17 protein-coding genes and 1 tRNA gene are annotated in these 19072 nt (G+C 52.4%); 8 read left to right on the forward strand and 10 right to left on the reverse strand.

The features are described from left to right. Positions 1–22: 22 nt before the first annotated feature. A complete protein-coding gene (gene moaA, locus EZJ44_RS01785; RefSeq protein WP_206661829.1) occupies positions 23–1060 on the reverse strand; it encodes a GTP 3',8-cyclase MoaA in 1038 nt (345 codons plus the stop codon). Between the two features lie 551 nt (positions 1061–1611). Between moaA and EZJ44_RS01790 the strand changes: the two genes are divergently transcribed. Together EZJ44_RS01790 and EZJ44_RS01795 are read left to right on the forward strand one after the other, a co-directional pair. After that, positions 1612–2295: a helix-turn-helix transcriptional regulator gene (locus EZJ44_RS01790; protein ID WP_131279503.1), complete on the forward strand. Its 684-nt coding sequence runs from the start codon at positions 1612–1614 to the stop codon at positions 2293–2295. Between the two features lie 86 nt (positions 2296–2381). Next, positions 2382–4757: an HAD-IC family P-type ATPase gene (locus EZJ44_RS01795; RefSeq protein WP_131279505.1), complete on the forward strand. Its 2376-nt coding sequence runs from the start codon at positions 2382–2384 to the stop codon at positions 4755–4757. Between the two features lie 429 nt (positions 4758–5186). Here EZJ44_RS01795 and EZJ44_RS01800 read toward each other — a convergent pair whose 3' ends face one another. From EZJ44_RS01800 to EZJ44_RS01825, 6 genes are all read right to left on the reverse strand, one after another. Beyond that, positions 5187–5453, reverse strand: coding sequence for a GlsB/YeaQ/YmgE family stress response membrane protein (locus tag EZJ44_RS01800; protein ID WP_131279507.1), 267 nt, complete (start codon positions 5451–5453; stop codon positions 5187–5189). A gap of 288 nt (positions 5454–5741) precedes the next feature. Continuing rightward, the gene (locus tag EZJ44_RS01805) at positions 5742–6611 is read right to left on the reverse strand and encodes an electron transfer flavoprotein subunit alpha/FixB family protein (protein ID WP_131279509.1); all 870 of its coding nucleotides are present in this window, start codon (positions 6609–6611) and stop codon (positions 5742–5744) included. A gap of 2 nt (positions 6612–6613) precedes the next feature. Next, positions 6614–7378, reverse strand: coding sequence for an electron transfer flavoprotein subunit beta/FixA family protein (locus EZJ44_RS01810; protein WP_131279511.1), 765 nt, complete (start codon positions 7376–7378; stop codon positions 6614–6616). A gap of 152 nt (positions 7379–7530) precedes the next feature. Further along, a tRNA-Pro gene (locus tag EZJ44_RS01815) sits at positions 7531–7604 on the reverse strand. A gap of 64 nt (positions 7605–7668) precedes the next feature. Continuing rightward, positions 7669–8712 carry a metallophosphoesterase gene (locus tag EZJ44_RS01820; protein ID WP_131279513.1) on the reverse strand — a complete coding sequence of 348 codons (1044 nt, stop codon included), beginning with the start codon at positions 8710–8712 and terminating at the stop codon, positions 7669–7671. Then, positions 8709–11126 carry a penicillin-binding protein gene (locus tag EZJ44_RS01825; protein WP_131279515.1) on the reverse strand — a complete coding sequence of 806 codons (2418 nt, stop codon included), beginning with the start codon at positions 11124–11126 and terminating at the stop codon, positions 8709–8711. Before EZJ44_RS01825 ends, EZJ44_RS01820 begins: the two co-directional genes overlap by 4 nt. A 288-nt stretch (positions 11127–11414) precedes the next feature. Between EZJ44_RS01825 and EZJ44_RS01830 the strand changes: the two genes are divergently transcribed. From EZJ44_RS01830 to EZJ44_RS01835, 3 genes are all read left to right on the forward strand, one after another. Then, complete coding sequence (locus EZJ44_RS01830; RefSeq protein ID WP_131279517.1) at positions 11415–11741, forward strand: WhiB family transcriptional regulator; 327 nt, start codon at positions 11415–11417, stop codon at positions 11739–11741. A gap of 154 nt (positions 11742–11895) precedes the next feature. Then, positions 11896–12054, forward strand: coding sequence for a Sp36 family protein (locus EZJ44_RS08680; protein WP_165496071.1), 159 nt, complete (start codon positions 11896–11898; stop codon positions 12052–12054). After that, on the forward strand, positions 12047–12505 hold the full coding sequence (locus EZJ44_RS01835; protein WP_131279519.1) for a RidA family protein: 459 nt from the start codon (positions 12047–12049) through the stop codon (positions 12503–12505). The genes EZJ44_RS08680 and EZJ44_RS01835 overlap by 8 nt, the downstream gene beginning before the upstream one ends. A 239-nt stretch (positions 12506–12744) precedes the next feature. On the opposite strand, the gene EZJ44_RS01840 is transcribed toward EZJ44_RS01835, so the two are convergent. Then, complete coding sequence (locus EZJ44_RS01840; RefSeq protein ID WP_131279521.1) at positions 12745–13422, reverse strand: Crp/Fnr family transcriptional regulator; 678 nt, start codon at positions 13420–13422, stop codon at positions 12745–12747. A 206-nt stretch (positions 13423–13628) separates the two neighbouring features. Between EZJ44_RS01840 and nth the strand changes: the two genes are divergently transcribed. Then, positions 13629–14327, forward strand: a complete 699-nt coding sequence (gene nth, locus EZJ44_RS01845) for an endonuclease III (RefSeq protein ID WP_131279523.1) — start codon at positions 13629–13631, stop codon at positions 14325–14327. Between the two features lie 82 nt (positions 14328–14409). On the opposite strand, the gene EZJ44_RS01850 is transcribed toward nth, so the two are convergent. Both EZJ44_RS01850 and EZJ44_RS01855 read right to left on the reverse strand, forming a co-directional pair. Further along, the gene (locus EZJ44_RS01850; RefSeq protein WP_131279525.1) at positions 14410–15324 is read right to left on the reverse strand and encodes an alpha/beta fold hydrolase; all 915 of its coding nucleotides are present in this window, start codon (positions 15322–15324) and stop codon (positions 14410–14412) included. Then, positions 15321–16613 (reverse strand): hypothetical protein, encoded by a 1293-nt coding sequence (locus tag EZJ44_RS01855; protein WP_131279527.1) that lies wholly within the window; start codon positions 16611–16613, stop codon positions 15321–15323. The genes EZJ44_RS01850 and EZJ44_RS01855 overlap by 4 nt, the downstream gene beginning before the upstream one ends. 161 nt (positions 16614–16774) lie before the next feature. Between EZJ44_RS01855 and EZJ44_RS01860 the strand changes: the two genes are divergently transcribed. Further along, positions 16775–17812 (forward strand): cellulose synthase operon protein YhjQ/BcsQ, encoded by a 1038-nt coding sequence (locus EZJ44_RS01860; RefSeq protein WP_131279529.1) that lies wholly within the window; start codon positions 16775–16777, stop codon positions 17810–17812. Then, entirely contained in the window at positions 17809–19068 is a 1260-nt protein-coding gene (locus tag EZJ44_RS01865; RefSeq protein WP_131279531.1) for a TadA family conjugal transfer-associated ATPase, read from the forward strand. The genes EZJ44_RS01860 and EZJ44_RS01865 overlap by 4 nt, the downstream gene beginning before the upstream one ends. Positions 19069–19072 lie beyond the last annotated feature (4 nt).

Below are 19072 nucleotides of genomic sequence, written 5' to 3' on the forward strand. Positions count from 1 at the left end.
TTGTTGGTTTCGCTTCCGCTGGCTATCCCCCGATTTCGGACATATACCGCTGAGGCTGTACAAAACTGGGATCGTCAATACCATGACCCGGTTTTTTCAAAGCCATGGCATCGCGCCACAGAGCTGCGATTTCGTCGTCAGTAGTACCAGCACGTAGCGGCGTGCGCAGATCGGTTTCCACGTTCCCAAAGAGGCACGTGCGCATTTGCCCATCGGCAGTGAGTCGAGTGCGATCACAGGTTCCGCAGAAGGGGTGAGTTACTGAGGCAATAATTCCAACCTGACCCGCGGGATGATCGGCACTCCCTGCAACGTTCCAAAGTCGAGCAGGAGAATGAGGACCGTGCTGGGCGGGAGTCAACTCAAATTTCTGCGAAAAAATCTCAAGGATTTCTTCTTCTGGCACCATATTGCTGCGCGACCATGTTTCTCGTGGCCCTAAAGGCATCTGCTCAATAATACGCAACTGTAATCCGCGGCGCAGAGCAAAGAGGAGGAGGTCGTTCAACCCGTCCTCATTTGCGCCCCGCAAAGCCACGGCGTTCAGTTTGACGGGCGTCAAACCAGCGTCAAGTGCTACATCAATACCACGGAAAACGTCTGCAAGCCTATCACGATGCGCGATATGCGCGTATGTCTGCGGCTCAATGGAATCAAGCGAAATATTCACGCGGTTCAGACCTGCCGCTGCGAGTGCGTGAGCGTGTTTGTCCAGGCTGAGTGCGTTAGTGGTGAGGGCAAGATCCGGCGCAGTGCCATCAACTGTTTCTAATCCGTGCGCGAAAGCAATAATGGCATCCAAATTTTTGCGCAAAAGTGGCTCGCCACCAGTAAAACGGATTTTATTAATTCCAAGCAGCTCAACAGCGATTTTTACAAGACGGTTTACTTCATCGTTGGTGAGCGTTTCTTCGGTAGGTAACCAAGAAAGGCCTTCCGGTGGCATACAGTATGAGCAACGCAGATTGCACCGATCCGTAAGAGAGATTCGCAAATCGTGTGCAGTTCTACCCCATGAATCACGGAGTTCATAGGTGGGTGCTGAAACTGAACTGCGCACGAAAATCCTTTCAAGGAAAAATTTAGGGTAAAGCTGGAAACTTATCTCAACTAGCCGCTGTTAACACAACACATATAACTCTATAATAGCCGTGAACCACTAAACCTAGCGCCAATCACAGTTGAAATATAATTTATTCCACCTCAAACAGCGACGATTGTCGACAGCATTCACATTTACGACCATATAACCGTGTATACCCACTATGTATAGAAAATCACTTAAGAGATAATTACAGGAACACGGTAGCAAAAAGTCGCCAAAAATACTTTAATCTTTAATTAAAGGACTCATTTCGTAAATCAGAAAATTTCTAAAATACCCACCCAGAGCCGCTTATTATTTGCATAATTATTCAAATCAAAATATTGTCAGAACGGTTGGTGCCGCTGGTAAATATTGTACAAATATCAACACTGCACCACGAAATATGAAATGTTTGTGAATAGTTTGGTATGTTCAATTTGTTGGGTTTGTCGGTTTAATGAGAAATGGTGTCAATGATGAGAGTGAATCCCCCAAAAAGTTCGGGTGTTTTATGTAACGCGATTATGAATCTTTCACCCGCTCATCAAGCAATGTTGAAATATCTTTCAACCTTTCTTGAACCGCTATCTATTGCCGAAATTGCCGAGATGCAAGGACTGCATCAAAATTCGGTGCGTGAGAGCATTGATGCACTCGTAGCGGCTGGTCTAGTTGAGCGTAGCAAGATTGAGACGACGGGGCGTGGTCGCCCTGCATGGGCATATTACACAACAGCCCCTGAGCATGAAGTCATCACCGATGCCTACTTAACAAAGTTCGTGCGCGGTATCTGTGAAATGCTGAAAGAGTGCGCACCCGATCCAGAGAAAAAAGCGTATGAGATGGGTATGGAATGGGCTTCCGATCTCAAACCACACGTCGAAAACTTCCTCGATGATATCGGCGTCTCATTTGATGATGTGAAAAAGTTTGACGATACACAGTTGCTAGGAGTAGTGCGTCTACTCGCATCTGCAGCAGGACATGACGCAGTTGTCAAACCCAATACACAACACACAATCCAAATGCGTGCATGCCCATTTGTGGATATTGATGGAAGTATCGATCCAATCATGTGCGAGATGCATCGTGGGCAACTTGACGGATTTTTGTGCGTTGCCTCCGATAATTCCAAAAAAATGGTTCTATCCCCAGCAGTACGTCCGGGAATTTGTGAAATTGAGTTGCTAGTCAGCGAAGAAGCTTAATGACAAGAAATATAAGTTCATGACGTATCTGCCTGATATGCTGTGCATATGCAATGCTAGCGCAGCTAGAAGGGAACAGATACGCCATGAACAATACTGTTCACCAGGCTCAGAATTCGCCTGACACAATCAAGGGTCTTACTGCGGCAGAAGTACAAACACGCATCGAGCATGGCCAGATAAATAAGCTTCCACCCCGCAGTGGCAAGACCGTTGCAAATATTATTCGCGATAACGTTTGCACCCGCATCAATGCGATTTTGGGTGTACTTTTTGTCATGGTTGCCATTACCGGTTCATGGATAAACAGCGCATTCGGCGTGCTTATCGTCGTGAACTCTCTCATTGGAATCGTGCAAGAACTACGTGCCAAGTCCACCTTGGAATCCTTGAGCTTGATCGGCGAAGAGCACCCAATTGTGCTCCGCGACGGCGAAGAACGCGAGGTGACTCAAGAAGAGCTCGTGTTGGACGACGTCGTCGTTGTGAAAGCTGGCAACCAGATCGTGGTGGACGGCAAAGTGCTCGCGGCGGACTATCTAGCTGTTGACGAATCGATGCTCACCGGGGAATCTGATCCGGTGGTCAAGGAGCCAGGAGACCCTATAGTCTCAGGCTCATTTGTGGTGGTAGGAACTGGAAAGTTCCGGGTATCGAAGGTAGGAGCGGAGTCGTATGCGGCGCAAATTGCAACCCAGGCATCGAAATTCACGCTTCACAAGTCTCAGCTGCAAGCTGGTATCGATTCGATCCTCAAATACATCACGCTGATCCTTATACCAGTGGGAATCTTGACCATCATCGCGCAGATGCGTCAGGACGGCCCGGCAGATTGGCGTGAAGTAATTCTTGCGATCACCGGTGCGCTGGTGCCCATGGTTCCAGAAGGACTCATTCTCATCACGTCCACTGCCTTTGCTTTGGGCGTGATTCGCCTAGGCAAGCGCAAATGTTTGGTTCAAGAGCTTCCGGCTATTGAAGGTCTAGCACGCGTGGACGTGGTTTGTGCCGACAAAACTGGCACACTCACCGAGAATACGCTCGAATTTTCGCAGATTGTAGCGTTGGCTGATACTAACACTGAGGCTTATCGCGAGGCTCTTGCCCAGCTCGCCTGGGCAGACCCCGATCCGAATGCCACCACACAAGCTCTGTGCGACGCCTTCAAAAAGCCAGCTCATGCGTGGCACGTACACGAGCGCAAGCCTTTTAGCTCAGCCGATAAATGGGCTGGTATTTCTTTCCAGTACGACGACGCCGTACACAGTTTCGTTTTTGGCGCGCCGGACGTACTCGATCCGAACGCACAGGCGGGAAATCAGGCAGAACAGTTCGGTAATAAAGGTCTACGTGTGCTGATGTTTGGCATAGTGAACAAGCCTTTTGCCGACGTCGATGTGGCACGCGACGTTACCCCACTCGCCCTGGTGCTCTTCGATCAAAAGCTGCGCGACGACGTCCCCGATACATTGGCTTACTTTGCCGAGCAGGAAGTAAATCTCAAGATCATCTCCGGCGATAATGCCAAGTCGGTTGCCGCAGTAACACGCAGGCTCGGCGTCAATGTGGGAGAAACGGTAGACGCTCGCACGCTCACGGATCCGGCGTCGTTCGGAGAAACCGTGGAAAACGCACAGGTGTTTGGGCGCGTGACTCCCGCACAGAAACGAGAAATGGTGCGTGCGCTCCAAGAACGCGGGCACACCGTGGCAATGACGGGCGACGGCGTCAATGACGTACTAGCCCTGAAAGATTCCGATATTGGCGTTGCGATGGGAACGGGATCGTCGGCGGCACGTTCCGTTGCGAAGATCGTATTGCTCGACAATAAGTTTGCTACCTTGCCTTATGTAGTGGGTGAGGGTCGGCGGGTGATCGGAAATATTGAGCGAGTTGCCAACCTGTTCTTAACAAAAACGATCTACTCGGTGCTCATTGCAACGCTTGTGCTGCTTTCGAATGTTCCGTTCCCGTTCCAGCCGATTCATGTGTCGATTACAGGGTGGTTTACCATCGGTATTCCTGCCTTCTTCTTGGCATTACCTCCGAACAATCAGCGAGCGCGTGACGGCTTTGTGAGGCGAGTATTGAGCTTTGCTGCCCCTGCAGGCGTGATTGTTGGCTTGTGCGCCTTTACTGCCTATATGGTGGCATCCGGTGGGCATGTACCGGCGCGTCATATACAAGAATCCACCGCAGCTTTGGTGGCGCTTATTGTGCCGGCAACCTGGGTGGTGGCACTCATTGCACGCCCCTGGAATTGGTGGAAGATACTTCTTCTTACCTTGCCACTGGTAGCCTATTCAATTATTTTCACTTGCGAGTTCACACAGCGGCTCTTCATACTCGACTCCTCAAATGAGATGATGATGCTCACTGGTTTGGGTATCGGCTTCATAGGGGCAATCTGCGTAGAGGTCCTGTGGCACCTGGTGGGTAAGAAAAACTACGTACAGGAGTAGGCTTTCTCGCCGTTTCGTGGATCAAGCAAGATTGAGCGCAAGCAAGCATGTGCCACCTTGTGACGCACACAACATTATTGTAATGTTCGGCGAATTAGAGCCAAAAAATATGCTTCACACGCACTAAAAATCGGATTCCCAGCCTTTTCTCAGAAAGACTTGCGGGTAATCCAAGAATGGGTGCTCATACTAGATATTGACGACGGCGAGAGTGACGAATCTTGCTCCGAGGGTTTTCTCCCGTCGTTGCGTGTATGAGTGCAAAGTGAGAACTGGCGGTTCAGCTTTTGGAAGTAGTGCCCCAAAAGCATCAGAATCGCCACTCCCCAAAAGAGGGGCAGCCGAATTGCGTGGGTGGCTGCCCCTCTTTCTCGTTTGTATTAAGTTATGATCCGATAACTATCGATTGATGGGTTATCGTTTTTTCGATTATCGATTCGAACCAGAACGCACGCCGAGGTAAATCGAAATTGCAACGATTGCACAGAGTGTCGATACTGCCCAGCGAATCCAGTCAATTCCACCAGTATCTGCCGGGTAACCGAAAAGTTGCAGCACTACGTTTGCAACTACTACACCCAATGCACCAAGGAGCATCGTGGCCAGAATCGAAATATTCTGATTGCCCTTCATGAATAGACGGGCAAGAGCGCCAATAACAAGTCCAAAGATGAGGGTACCAATAATGTTCAGCATATTGCTTCCTTCGTTTTCCAGACATCCCGAAAGATGTTTGGGGCTAGAGGACTTCTCTAGCTCACACTTCATGCCATTGCCGTTCCATAGGCGGCACTTACACACGGGTGCTTTAGTTACACAATAAAACGATCTGGTACTAAAGACCTAAATTTTCAGCTGTGGGAGAGAATTTTTGGGGGTTTTGGGTGCTTTTTGCGCCCAAAACCCCCAGTAATGTCAACTTTTGACGAGTGTGTGTGGCTTGTGAATCAGTACATCACAAAGCCATAAACTAGTATTTTATGGCTAGAGTGAAGCTTGCAGAGCTGGCACTACTTCATACAGATCGCCGATAATGCCGTAGTCCGCTTCTTGGAAAATAGGTGCTTGCGGATCCTCATTTATCGCCACAATAATCTTCGAGTCGCGGATACCGCCAGCGTGATGAATCTGCCCCGACACACCAATCGCAAGATAAAGCTCTGCTGCAATGGTCTGACCAGTCAAACCAATATAGGAATCAAACCAACCATGCCCTTCCGCCAGCGGACGAGTAGCCCCCACCTGCGCACCAATCGCTTCGGCGAGTTCGCTAATCATCGCAAGGTCTTTTTCCTCTGCAATGCCGCGCCCTACACCAATCACACGGTCGGCTCGCGAAAGATCTGCCGACGACGCCACAATCGGTTGCGTTTCCAGCACTGAAACCCCATCCCATGGAGTAAGTTCCAGCATCTCAACAACTGCATTTCCACCGTCAGGAATTTCACCAGCAGGAAGCGTCAAAGCGACTGGCCCTTGCACGGAAACTGTTTCATGAGCCAAACCTGCTACCAGCACAGTTGCACTGCGAGAAGAATTGTCCCAGGCGATTGCCGAAGAAATCCACGTGCCGTTCATAGCTGCCGTTGCAGCCGCGGCAAGCGATCGCTCAGGAGCGAAATCAGCTGCCAAAACTGTTTGTGCACCCTGCTCAGCGAGCCATGCACCCACCGCTTGAGCGTACATTTCTGCCACCGTATTGGTGCGGACATGCACAATTTTTACAACCGGAGCTTGTGCGAGCGCCGCGGCGAGCGCGTCGTCGCCAACGATCAGCAAGTTTGCATCCTGCCCGGCAGCAGCAAGCACTGAAGAAATACTTGCAGAACTACTTGCAATAACCCAAACACTCATGCTCACAACACTCCTTCGCTACGCAGCGCAGCCACCAATTCTTTAGCAGCGTCAGCAGAGTCAAAAATAATATGCTTACGCTCGCGAGTTGCTGGCTTCTCGGTGCCCGTCACCTCAGCGACACCAGCTGATACTTCGATTTCCAGCTCCGCCAAGTCCACTTTTTCAACCGGCTTCTTGCGAGCCGCCATAATGTCTTTCATACCGATCAACGGGATTGACGAGGCATCGGTAGTGACAGAAAGAACCGCTGCACCGTTCAGTTTAAGCACTTGGTGTGCACCCTGGAAGTGGCGCGTGACTTTGAGGCCGTCGTCAAGCGGAGAAATCTCGCTCACATCGGCGAAAGCGGGTATTCCCAAGTAGGCCGCGAGAAGGGCTGGAACTGAACGTCCGCCCACATCCGCCGAGGAATCACCAGCAATAATCAGATCTACGTCACCAATCCGGCGCACAAGACCAGCCAAAACACGTGCGTAGGTATCGGCCGACGCCGCAGCCAAAGTTTCGTCCGCCACCACAACGAGCTGATCAAGTCCGCGAGCTGCTGCTGCTTGCGTCGCTTTCGGCGTCGCCGCACTCACATCGCCTGCTGTAATACCGATGAGTTCAGCGCCAGTGGCATCAGCCAATAGTCGCGCAACTCGCATCGCAACCGGATCGTACTCCGAAATCGCACGCTTATTTCCCCAGGTAACAACGCCTTCATTAGAAACAGAAGCGTCTTGTGGGTTCGGCGCCCATTTATAAGCAACCACAATTTTCATCTATTTGCCCTCTCATTCGCGCCATATCATTGTCTAATACGGTGGCAATAAATGGAATGTACATAAGAAAATGGAGACGAATCACAAACTGCGAAACGCCTCCACCAACTGCCTGTGAAAACTTCTCGTGAAGCAATCTACGCCAGTCTGAGTCGGGGTGGCGGGATTTGAACCCACGGCCTCTTCGTCCCGAACGAAGCGCGCTACCAAGCTGCGCCACACCCCGAAATGATTTCCTAAGAAACCATGCAACTTCTCCATAATATCCGAAAACATCGAGATAGTGGAAATTAGAGACTTATAACATCCATTTGGATTACTTCTGGCGCGCAGAAAGTGCGAAATGGAGTAAATGGCGAGGTACCTAGCCCAGCTGAAACCTGCACCAAAGAAGTCTGGGGCTCTTCGTCGCAATTCCAACCAATGATTGCACCGTCCCCACGTACCGGCGCTTTATCTTCCAGTGGCCAGCGGAAAAGTCCCGAAGCATAGCGATTTGGCAGGTCACAATTCGTGACCAGCGCATGATGGCCTGGCAAACATACCTGACCACCATGCGTGTGACCAGCAAAGATAAGGTGGCATCCGTCGTCATGCATCGTATCCAAAACATGGGCGTAAGGAGCGTGAGTTACACCGATACGGATCGTTCGCCGTCCACGCGCAGTATCTGAATCTGACGACGCCGCAGGGAATGCATCGCGCCGAATATGCGGATCGTCCACACCCACGAGGTCTATACTCCACGTTCCGATGGATACCTGGGTGCGAGAATTATTGAGATTCACCCAACCCAATTCTTCCAACCGTGCCGTTAATTTGGCAGTTGGGAGCGAGGCAGGAGGCTCTTTCGCTCCTGACTTCTTTGAGCCTGAATCTTCCGAGGAATTACGCCACAAGTAGCGGAACGGATTTTTCAACTTCGGCGCATGGTAGTCGTTCGAACCAAAGACGAATACTCCCGGCACGCCTTTGAAAATCGAAAGCGCGTCAATGAGCGGATCAACTGCACTACCTTGAGAAATGAGATCACCGGTAATCACAATCAGATCCGGTGCCTGCACGTCCAAATCCCGCAAGAAAGCAATTCGCTTCGCCTGGCGAGTCATCAAATGCACATCGGAAATATGAAGAATGCGCAATGTGTCGGACGCAATCCGCGATTCACGCACAGCGCGCGCTTCGTCGTCGGCCGTGGCAATCTGCGTCGAACCATCAGGAAGCAATACGCTGCGGCGTCGTAAACGATAGGCATGTGCGTTAATAATCGAGCCTACGCACACTCCCGCGCCTAAAACGAAAGGTGCTGCCCACAGAAACGGCTTTAGCTTCACGGCTTAGGGCCTTGTGAGACGACGATATCGATTGAAGCGCCTGGCGTTATCGCAGTTCCAGGTGCTGGGTTCGTAGCCACCACGGTGTTCTTGGGTTTGTCGGACCATGCGCCCGACGCCGTCACCTTGTAGCCCGCAGCACGCAAAGCCTTTGCCGCCTGGTTCATTTCCTGACCCACCACGTTAGGAACTCCAACAGGTTGATTTTGCTGGTCAGGAGTTTGCTCTTGCGCCTTCTTAGCCGGATCTTCTTCAACAGTTGTAGTCACTGGAGCGGAAGGCGACTTGAAGGATTCATGCGGCTTTCCTGCAAGGAATGCGTTATTGAAGTCGGCAAAGGCAGATGCCGCCACGGTGCCACCATAAAGAACACTGTAGCGCCGGCCATTGACCACCACATTGAGCATCGGCTCGTTGCCAGACATATGCCCAGTCCATACTGCTGTAGCTAGCTGCGGCGTGTAGCCCACAAACCATGCATGGTAAGCGTTGTTCGCCGTACCCGTCTTACCCGCTACTGGGCGTCCACCGGCGAGACGTGCACCGGTACCACTTCCGTAACGAGCAGAAATAACTTGCTGAAGCACTGCCGTGGTGCGACGCGCAACTTCAGCTTCAATAGTTTGGCGGCAACTTGGATCTTGCTTGGCAAGCGTTTTTCCACTGCGATCTTTGATCTCAGTGAAGGAAATCGGCGTGCACATCTTTCCGTCAGCAGCGAGCGTTGCCACTGCATTTGCCATCGAAAGCGGGGTTACCGTGTTCGTTCCAAGGATCATACTGGGGTTAGGTACGAGCGGAAGCGGTTCGCCTTCTTTTGCACCGAGTTGAGCCAGTTCAGCGGCATCCTTTGCGGTAGCAAGGGAGCCACGCTCAACACCCATATCTTTTGCGATCTTGGTGATGTCACACAGATCAAGCTGAGTTGCCATTGCGGCGAAACCTGCATTCAACGACCTTGCCGTGGTTTCAGCGACGCTACGCATACCGCCGCCTTCGCCTTCGTTGTTCTTTGGCCCGAAGGATCCCGTTGCGCTCGGCATACAGGAAATCTTCCACGCCGATGCAGGGTAGGTTTGCTCAGAAGTATTTACCTGGTCAGACGCACTCTTTCCAGCGTTAAACCACTGTGCGAGCGTGAAAATCTTGAACGTTGATCCAGCTTGAAAGCCTCCGCCGCCACCGCGCAGGCGGCCCACGTTAAGGTTGAGCTTAGTGGCATGGGGATCTTCTTTAGAAGCGTCACCATAATTGGTGTTTTGCACCATTGCGAGGATTTTTCCTGTGCCAGGCTCGATAGCGCTCAACGAACCTTGAATCGCTGAAGGATCATTGACCGGCAGGTTAGCTGTGAGAGATTGGTAAGCGTTCGCCTGGGCTTTCGGATCAAGGGTGGTAGTGATCTCAAGACCACCGCGGTACAGCAAGCGAACACGCTCATCGCGCGATTTCCCAAAGCTCGAAGAGTTGAGGACGTCGTTCACAACCGTTTCGCAGAAATACGCTGCGTTACCTGCCGCGGCGCAACCATTTGGAGTGGGCGTAACGTGAAGCATTTGCTGAATCGGGACGGCGATTGCGGCGTCGCGCTGTTCTTTGGTGATGTAACCAAGGCGAGCCATCTGGCTCAACACAACATCACGACGGGCTTTGGCATCCTCAGGATTTTTGATGGGATTCCAGCGGTTCGGCGCTTGGGTGATTCCGGCAAGCATTGCAGCTTGTTCGAGCGTTACTTGGCTGGCAGGAACGGAGAAGAAGTAGCGAGAAGCTGCCTCAACACCCCACTGGGATGGACCGAATTGGGCGATATTGAGGTATCCGGTGAGGATTTCATCTTTCGTACGCTGGCGTTCGATCGCGATGGCATAGCGCGCTTCGTTGAGTTTTCGAGTAATCGTGGTGGCAGTAGCTTGGTTGATCTGTTCGGCGTCGTTAGCGATGCGCCCCTCTTCTATCAGGGCGTTCTTCACATACTGCTGGGTAATAGACGATCCACCGGCAAGATTGCCACCAGTAAAGTTGTTGAGTGCAGCGCCAATAATACCTTGGGCGTCAATGCCGTTGTGCTGCATAAAACGTTCGTCTTCGATAGCGATGACGGCGTTTTTAATCAGTGGCGAAATGCTCTCAGAGTTTACAACGATGCGGTTTTCTGCGTAGAAACGTGCAATTTCTGAACCGTCTGCCGCTCGGATAACCGACTGCTCTGATGGACGCGTGAAGTCAATCTTGGTGGGGAGATCATCGAACAGTGCCAATCCAGCGTTTGCCGCGGTTCCTGCTGAAGCAACCACGGGAATTGCTGTTGCCGCTACAAGTAGACCACCGGTAATGCACAATGCGATGAAAGAGCCTACTACCACGAGCAGCTGCACCGCATTCATGCTTTGATCACGAGAACTTTTTGCCATGTACTTTAGAATACTGCCTTTGGGTGGCTTTTTCGCGTGTCTTAGCTCATTATTAGCGAATCGTTGCCAATCTGGCAGGAACTCTCATGCTCAGGGATGAATACTAGACCGATAATATTTGAGATTGGGAGTCATATATTGTAATACTTTGACATGAAAGCAATGCATTCGCAGGCACAAAGGCTGTGCCTGCCCAGATGTGCGTATTGTGAAATATCTTAGTACACTTAAAGTGATACCAGTCACGTAAGTAGCACTCAGGACTGGTCCGAAAGGAAGAGATCAACAATGACGTTGGTAGACGAAGATCAAACATGGGCAGCTCAAGGTGCTTGCGCAAATGCTGATCCAGACTCACTTTTTGTGCGTGGGTCGGCGCAGCGGCAGGTGCGCCAGCTCTGCTTTAACTGCCCAGTCAGGATAATGTGCCTCGCCGATTCACTGAACTCCCAAATGCTGTTTGGAGTGTGGGGTGGCCTCACCGAGCGTGAACGTCGCGCCATTTTGCGCCGCTACCCAGACGAACAAAACTGGTTGGAACGGCTAACCACTTCGAACGATCAGCTAGCTGTTGAATTGCGGATGGGGCAAATTCCGCGTTTTGCCAGCAGCTAAAAGTGGTTTGGACGGATTGGAAGCTGTTTCAGTTGCTGAAAGCTGTTCAAACAACCAAAAGCTACACCGCCATTTCGAAGTGGGCACACACGGTTGCTGAAAAGCTGGTGCACAGACAGTTGCTGAAAGCTGCCAGCACATCTAGCCTTAAATTATGACTACTTGGGAATATGTAACTGTGCCACTACTGGTTCACAACACAAAAGCAATTCTGGACAACTGGGGAATGGACGGCTGGGAGCTAGTCACTGTTTTGCCTGGTCCAGACGGAACTAATCCAGTTGCCTATATGAAGAGGCCAAAGAATGATTAGCGAGAAACTAAGCGAGCTCGGAATTGAATTACCGCAGGTGGTTGCGCCACTTGCGGCATATACTCCCGCTCAAAAGATCGGAAATACTGTGCGCACATCCGGTCAACTGCCGATGGTTGAGGGAAAATTGCCTCTTACTGGAAAAGTTGGGGCAGAAGTTACTCCCCAGCAGGCGAAAGACCTCGCTCGCATCGCGATTCTTAACGCTCTGGCTGCTGCTTCGTCTGTAGCCGGAGGGATTGATCATATCGAGAAAATTGTTCACGTAACGGGATTCGTAGCCTCGGCTCCAGATTTTACAGGGCAGCCCGGCGTCGTCAACGGCGCATCGGAACTGCTCGGAGATCTTTTTGGCAACGACGGCGTCCACACCCGTTCGGCGATAGGCGTGAGCGTATTGCCACTGGATGCGCCGGTGGAGATCGAGTTAACGGTGCTGGTCAAAGACTGAGTAGCGAAGCAAACTCACGCAATCTTCCGAACATAGATTTTTATAAGTGCCCTAACTTAGGCGATTCTTTCGACATCGCGCCCTATATGCGCGATGTACGTGTCAGAGCCTAAGTTAGGGCATGCGCAACCAGACTCCTCTAATAGTCTAATAGTCGGCTTTTGGTAGTAAATGCAGTGGTGGGCGGGAAGATGTTCCCGCCCACCACAAAGTTAGCCTCGATCAGAGTCGAATATCGTTCAGTGTGCGCGACGCTGGAGTCGAGCAACTTGAATCAGCAGAACTGCACGTCCTTCAAGGCGAATCCAGCCGCGGGAGGTGAAGTCAGCAAGAGACTTATTAACAGTCTCGCGCGAAGCGCCAACGAGATGTGCGAGTTCTTCCTGAGTGAGGTCATGTGCCACGTAGATGCCCTCTGGGGTGCGCTCGCCAAAGCGCTCAGCGAGATCGAGAAGAGCCTTTGCAACACGACCCGGCACATCGGAGAACACCAGATCAGCCATCTGCTGGTTGGTGTTGCGCAAACGCAATGCGAGCTGACGCAGCATCGAGATAGCGAGCTTTGGATGCTCCTCGATGTACTGGCGCATGTCTGCATGCGAGAGAACAAGCAGACGAGTCGGAGCAATCGCAGTAACGGTTGAAGAACGTGGCTCAAGATCGAACAGTGAAAGTTCACCGATAATTTCGCCTGGTCCGAGCACTGCGATGAGGTTCTCGCGACCGTCGTCAGCCGTGTGGGACAGCTTTACTTTTCCATCTGCGACCAAGTAAAGCCGGTCTCCGGAGTCGCCTTCCTGGAAAAGCGATTCTCCACGCTTCAGGGAGGTCTCTGACATGAGGGCAGCTAAGGCCTGGCGGTCTTCGTCGGTGAGACCTTTGAAGAGCTCGACGTTACTAAGAACGTTGGAATCCATCCGAATTCCTTCCTTTACTTTGCGGTTATTGAAAATCTGTACACTATCAGTGTGCACTTGTGGGAGAGGTCATATCAAGTTAAATTGTGCCATGTATTCGATGTTTTAGCATAGGTTCTGCGAAAATTAAGTGATTTTGATTCGGCTTCAGCTCGGTCATTCACAGCAACAGCAACGAAATTACAATTCCGGAAAAGGGGAGCATAATGGCGAAAAAGTCGGCAAAAGAGATATTTCCGCCACGTCCCAGAGCGCTCGCCGCGCGACAACAGGCCGCACGGGAGATTACCGAGCGCTTAGCTGAGCTTTATCCGAACTCACAGTGCGCGCTCGTTCATCGCAACGCATTCGAGCTCCTTTGTGCCACAGTTCTTTCCGCGCAGACCACTGACGCGCGCGTCAACAGCGTAACTCCCGAATTGTTCGAAACGTACCCAGACGCCGTCGCCATGGCTGGTGCCCCGCTGGAGGATCTGGAACGCATCTTGCACCCGCTAGGCTTCTTCCGAGCGAAAGCGAAGTCCCTGCGTGAGCTGTCTATTTCTTTGGTGGAGAAGTACGACGGCGAAGTGCCAGCGCAGCTTGAAAGTCTCGTTACGCTGCGCGGAGTTGGGCGCAAAACGGCAAACGTGGTGCTTGGAAATGCTTTTGACATCCCCGGAATCACTGTTGATACCCACGTCGGAAGGCTGGCACGACGCTGGGGTTGGACCCGTGAAAAAGATCCCGTAGCTGCAGAAATGGACATCGCGAAAGTACTTCCCGGGGAAAATTGGACGCTGATATGCCATCGAATCATCGATCATGGCCGTCAGGTTTGCCATTCACGCAAACCTGCCTGCTATGAATGTGGATTAGCTCAGCTGTGCCCGTCTTTTGACCTGCTCAACGGGATGAATTCCTAACGCAAGAATTGGTACGCGGGTTGGTAGACGCTTCCGTCGGCTCATAGCCAACTCTTAGCCAATTTACGATGAACCAGCCAGTTCACAAGGAATCAAGAAATTCGAGCAAGAGCTGGGTGAACGCTTCCGGTTGTTCTTCAGGAACGAAGTGACCGGCGTCGGGAATCGTGGCACGCTCATAGCGCCCTAGCGCGAACTCGCGATCTTTGTACCAAGCGCGTTTGGGAAGTAAGGGATCAAGATCGCCGCGCACAGCCAACACCGGAATACACACCGGATTGGCCGACTCGCGCAAATATCGTCGACCCGTAAGCGATTGCTGCGCAAGCATAGTCCACCTGAGCTGCGCCAAAGCAACGCTTGCCGCTCCCGGCAAACGCATTGCCTGCGCATAAAGGTCGGCTTGACCCGCTGCTCCACGGTTGTTTGGAGCAGACCATTCCTTGAGGAGGTTCTTCATCGAGGAAGTGCTGGTCAGGCCACGTTGTGAAATCGGCGTGATGAACGATGTGATCGCGTGACGCCAGGCTTTGAACGTGATGTGAGCGCCGAAACGGTGCAAAGTGCGTGGATGTGGCGAGGATACCGTAACTAGCCCACTGAACAGCTGCGGAGCCATCGCCACCGCAGACCACGCCAAACCACCGCCGCGTCCATGCCCCACAAGCACCGCTTTCGAAGCACCCATTGAGCGCACAATCGCAATGAGGTCTTGACTCAAAAGGAGCGAATCTTCCGAATGCGGAGTTTTGTCTGATCCTCCGAATCCGCGCCGGTCAATAGCGATAACCTCGTAGCCAGCAGAAGCGATCTCAGCTACTTGATTGCGCCACGCCCACCAGTATTGTGGAAAACCATGCACGAGGATGACCAGCGGTTTTTCAGCCGAGTGCTCGCCGGCATGCACAACATGAAACTGCGCCCCGTTTGCTTGGATGAGCCGATGCTCCCACGGACCCGGAAGGGTTACGCAGGAATTATCTGCTGGTGAGGTCACTGATTCTGATCCTTTAGCAGCAGTTCACGACGTGCGATGGCGGCGGCTCTAACAGCGCCCCGGCGTCGTGCGCCATGCGCAACTACACCAAGGAAGAGCAGCACAAAACCCAAAATTGCGACGCGACCCGTTGCCAAATCGAGGTTCAAGTGATGCGCTACGTTTGCAGTGAAGGCATTGTAAGAGCCAATAGCTTCATCGACGCGTGCCGCAAAACGTGCCCCGCGCGTTGGCAAGAGAATCGCAATAGTGCCAGCGATGGCAACCAAAGCTCCCAAGACTTGCGCACCGAGCGACGACGCGCGCGCCACGAGGAAGATCACGAGCATCACGACGACGCCGGCAACCAGCTCGCCCAATGCCAAGAAATTCAGCGAACCAGTATCCCACGGATTATTCTTCACCATGCCGAGACGCACGCCTGCGTCCGAAAGCAGATACCAAGCCAGTGGAAGAAGCAACAGTGTTGCGAAAAAGATTCCAATATGTGCTCCCGTGCGCGACTGTGGCTCGTCAGGCACTTCGAGGTATGCGTCGTCGCCTGGATCAGCAGACCAACGAGCCTGCCGATCGCCGTCGTGATCTGGGCCGGCAGCTTGCACGAAACCTTCGCGATTTTCCGCGTATTCAGCATTGACCGCGGTATCCGCGCTGGCATGAGCAGCGTCGGTATTAAGAGCCCCTGCCGCAGCAGTTACAGCCATGCCGCCAGCGGCGAAACCAGTTCCAACAGAAGAAATATTTGCTTCTGCGTCATCTACACCGAGTCCGCTCGTGAAAGTTTCGTCCTGCGCGAGAGCGCGGTTACGGCTCGGACGTGCGGTATCGTCGGCGTCGTCGGCAGAATGAGCCGAGACGACGTCTACCAACGTGGCGTTCTTGCGCTCCTCATCTGGGAGAGCGTTGTAACCTTCAGAGCGCCCCTCAGCTACACGCGAAGAATCCTCTGATGAAGTGAACAGTGGATCAGCGGCGTTACTTGAATCAGCAGGCTGCGCAGTATCGGTGCGCTCGGTGGCCAGCAAGTGCAATTCACTACCTGCTTCGCCAGCAGAATCACCGGTGGACTCTACGTGCTTGCCTTCGGTTTCGTCGTCGGACGCGTCGTCGGCAACGGCAGCGCTGTGCGCAGAAAAAGCTTGATCCCAAGCGACAAGATCCGAATCACCATAGGAAAGTCCGGACTTCTCGGCAGCTTGAACGTCGTCTTGCTCAAGCGGTGCAAGCACGTCATCGTCGTCAAAAGGGCGGCGCGATGCTGAGTTGTATGGATCGGTAGGTGTTGTCACGGTCATCTCCTTGTGAATACTTCTTATTCGAACGCTACTTGTTTTCGTCCGCTTGCAGGAGAAAATGGCACGGCGTGGCGCGAAATTGTGGATAACTTCGGACTTTCCACAGCACTGAATTTTTTGCCGCAACGCATTTATATTTGCGCCACACTTTCCGCATGAATACAAATATGACTACAAATTCAACTCAAACAAATATTGATCTCCATTCGGTTGTGTATATCGGAAACGATACGCAAACATTCGAAGAGCTGCGAAAACTCGCCGATCTTGTGGGAGTGAGCGTAGCGCACGTGTCACGGTCAGATTTTGGCACCGGCGTGCTCCGTTTTTCTTCGATAGGCTGCGAGGACGGTTTCGTCGAAGCAAGTTTTCATGAGTTGTTTGCACCTTATTTTGCGAAAGGTACAGTTCGTCTCAATTGTCGCGACGACGCCGCTGACGTACTCGAGCTTATGGTGGCAGTTGGTTCCACAGTGCGTGGGCGCGTAGTAGGCGTAATCGGCATGCAAGGTGGAAGCGGTGCCTCCACTCTCAGTGCGTTGATTGCCCGTACGCTGGCTCGACGTGAAAACGACGTGTCACTCGTCGATATGGATAGTTCATCAGTTGGTATCGATATGATCCTTTCGCAAGTAGATTCAACTGGGAAACGCTGGGCTGATATACGAGGTCGCGGCGCAGTGCTGGCCGGACGGCTGCGCGACTGCCTCATTCCGTGGCATGGAGTGAGCGTGCTCTCGGCCGATCATCGTGGCGGTGTACCTCTCGATAATGACCAAGGCATCAAAGTGATCGCGGCGCTCGCACAAGTGCATGCTTGGACGGTACTTGATCTACCACGCTCGGTTATCGCTCCTACCAGCCCAGAGGCGACGTGGCTTGAATGGTGCGATTACATTGTTCTGGTTACAAAATCATCAGATCTTGCAGTTGAACAAACACGTATCAAGCTCCAGCATGTAGGACATGGCTGCCCTGTTGCTGTGGTCGTGAGCGAAGCGCGTTCACGCAACCACCTTGCCCACATTGCCCAGACCATCGGATCTGCACGGGTCTACAACCTGCGCCAACAACGCAACTACGCGGGCGATCTTGAACACGGACTCGCTCCCGGAGATAGGTCTCGATCCGGCACAGTGAACGATGTCAAGACACTGTGCGATCGGTTCTTATCAGAAGCGGATGAGTCATGAGATACACCGCAAGCCAGATTCAAGAAGTGCGCAAACGTCTCGCCGCTGGCAGAAGCATGGCAAATGCACTCGAGCCGGTACCCGTGATGTTCACCGAAGAACTTGCACAATTGCACACGCAGGTGCGTCACGAATTAATCGGAGCTGGCCAAACACTTGCTCCGTTGCTGGAGGATCCAGCCACCACAGACGTGCTAGTGAACGGTTCCCACAGTGTTTGGGCAGATCAAGGCAACGGAATGGTTCCAGTTGAGGTATCAGATCCACAACTAAAAACGGAAGACGGCGTTCGTGCACTTGCAGTGCGTCTCGCGGCAAGCTGCGGCCAACGACTCGACGATGCCAGCCCAATTGTGGACGGTACTTTCCCAAGTGGTATTCGCTTACATGCTGTGCTTCCTCCTCTCTCTGCACAAGGAACGTTAATTTCTTTGCGTACCCACAGATCAAAAATTCTCACACTTGACGAACTTGTTGCATCCGGTTCAATTCACTTGCGATTAGAACCTGCAATTCGCGCGATGGTGGACAAGCGCGCGAACGTCATTATTTCTGGTGCTACAGGAGCAGGAAAAACCACATTTCTCAACGCTGCACTCTCGTTAGTCCCCACCGACCAGCGTATTTTGATTATCGAAGAGTCTGCCGAGCTCGCGCCAGTGCATCCACACGTTGTCCACCTGCAAGTTCGCCATGCAAACGTTCAGGGCGTAGGCGAAGTTTCGATGAGTGAGCTGGTGCGAGCTGCAATGCGCATGCGTCCCGACCGAATTGTTCTGGGAGAATGCAGGGGCGCAGAGGTGCTCGACGTCCTCAGCGCCCTCAACACTGGTCATGAGGGAGGTTGGGCGACGATCCACGCGAACTCAGCTATGGATGTGCCCGCGCGGCTCGTTGCGCTGGGCGCGCTCGCGGGAATGAGTGAGACGACGGTAGCGGCGCAAGCGGCGTCGGCTCTCGATGCAGTTGTACACGTCAAACGGGAAGGATCGCGCCGATATATTGCACAAATTTCGGTGCTGGAACGTGTTGGTGGCGAGTTGAAATGTTTCGAAGCATTGAGTTTGACCAGCGCTGATTCGAGACTACGCAGGTTTCCCGCAGCTGAGAAACTGGAAGAACGTCTCGGTTTGACTGAAATTGCATGTGCGGAAAATTCACGTGTGGAGCCCGACCGTGCAGAGCAGCTCGAAAACCGCAGGTCATTCGGAATGGAGAATCCAAGCTCTCCGGCTACAGACACGGACTCGAGGTGAAAAT

Origin of the sequence: Arcanobacterium bovis, assembly GCF_004331995.1 — a bacterium.
Lineage (GTDB): Bacteria > Actinomycetota > Actinomycetes > Actinomycetales > Actinomycetaceae > Arcanobacterium_A > Arcanobacterium_A bovis.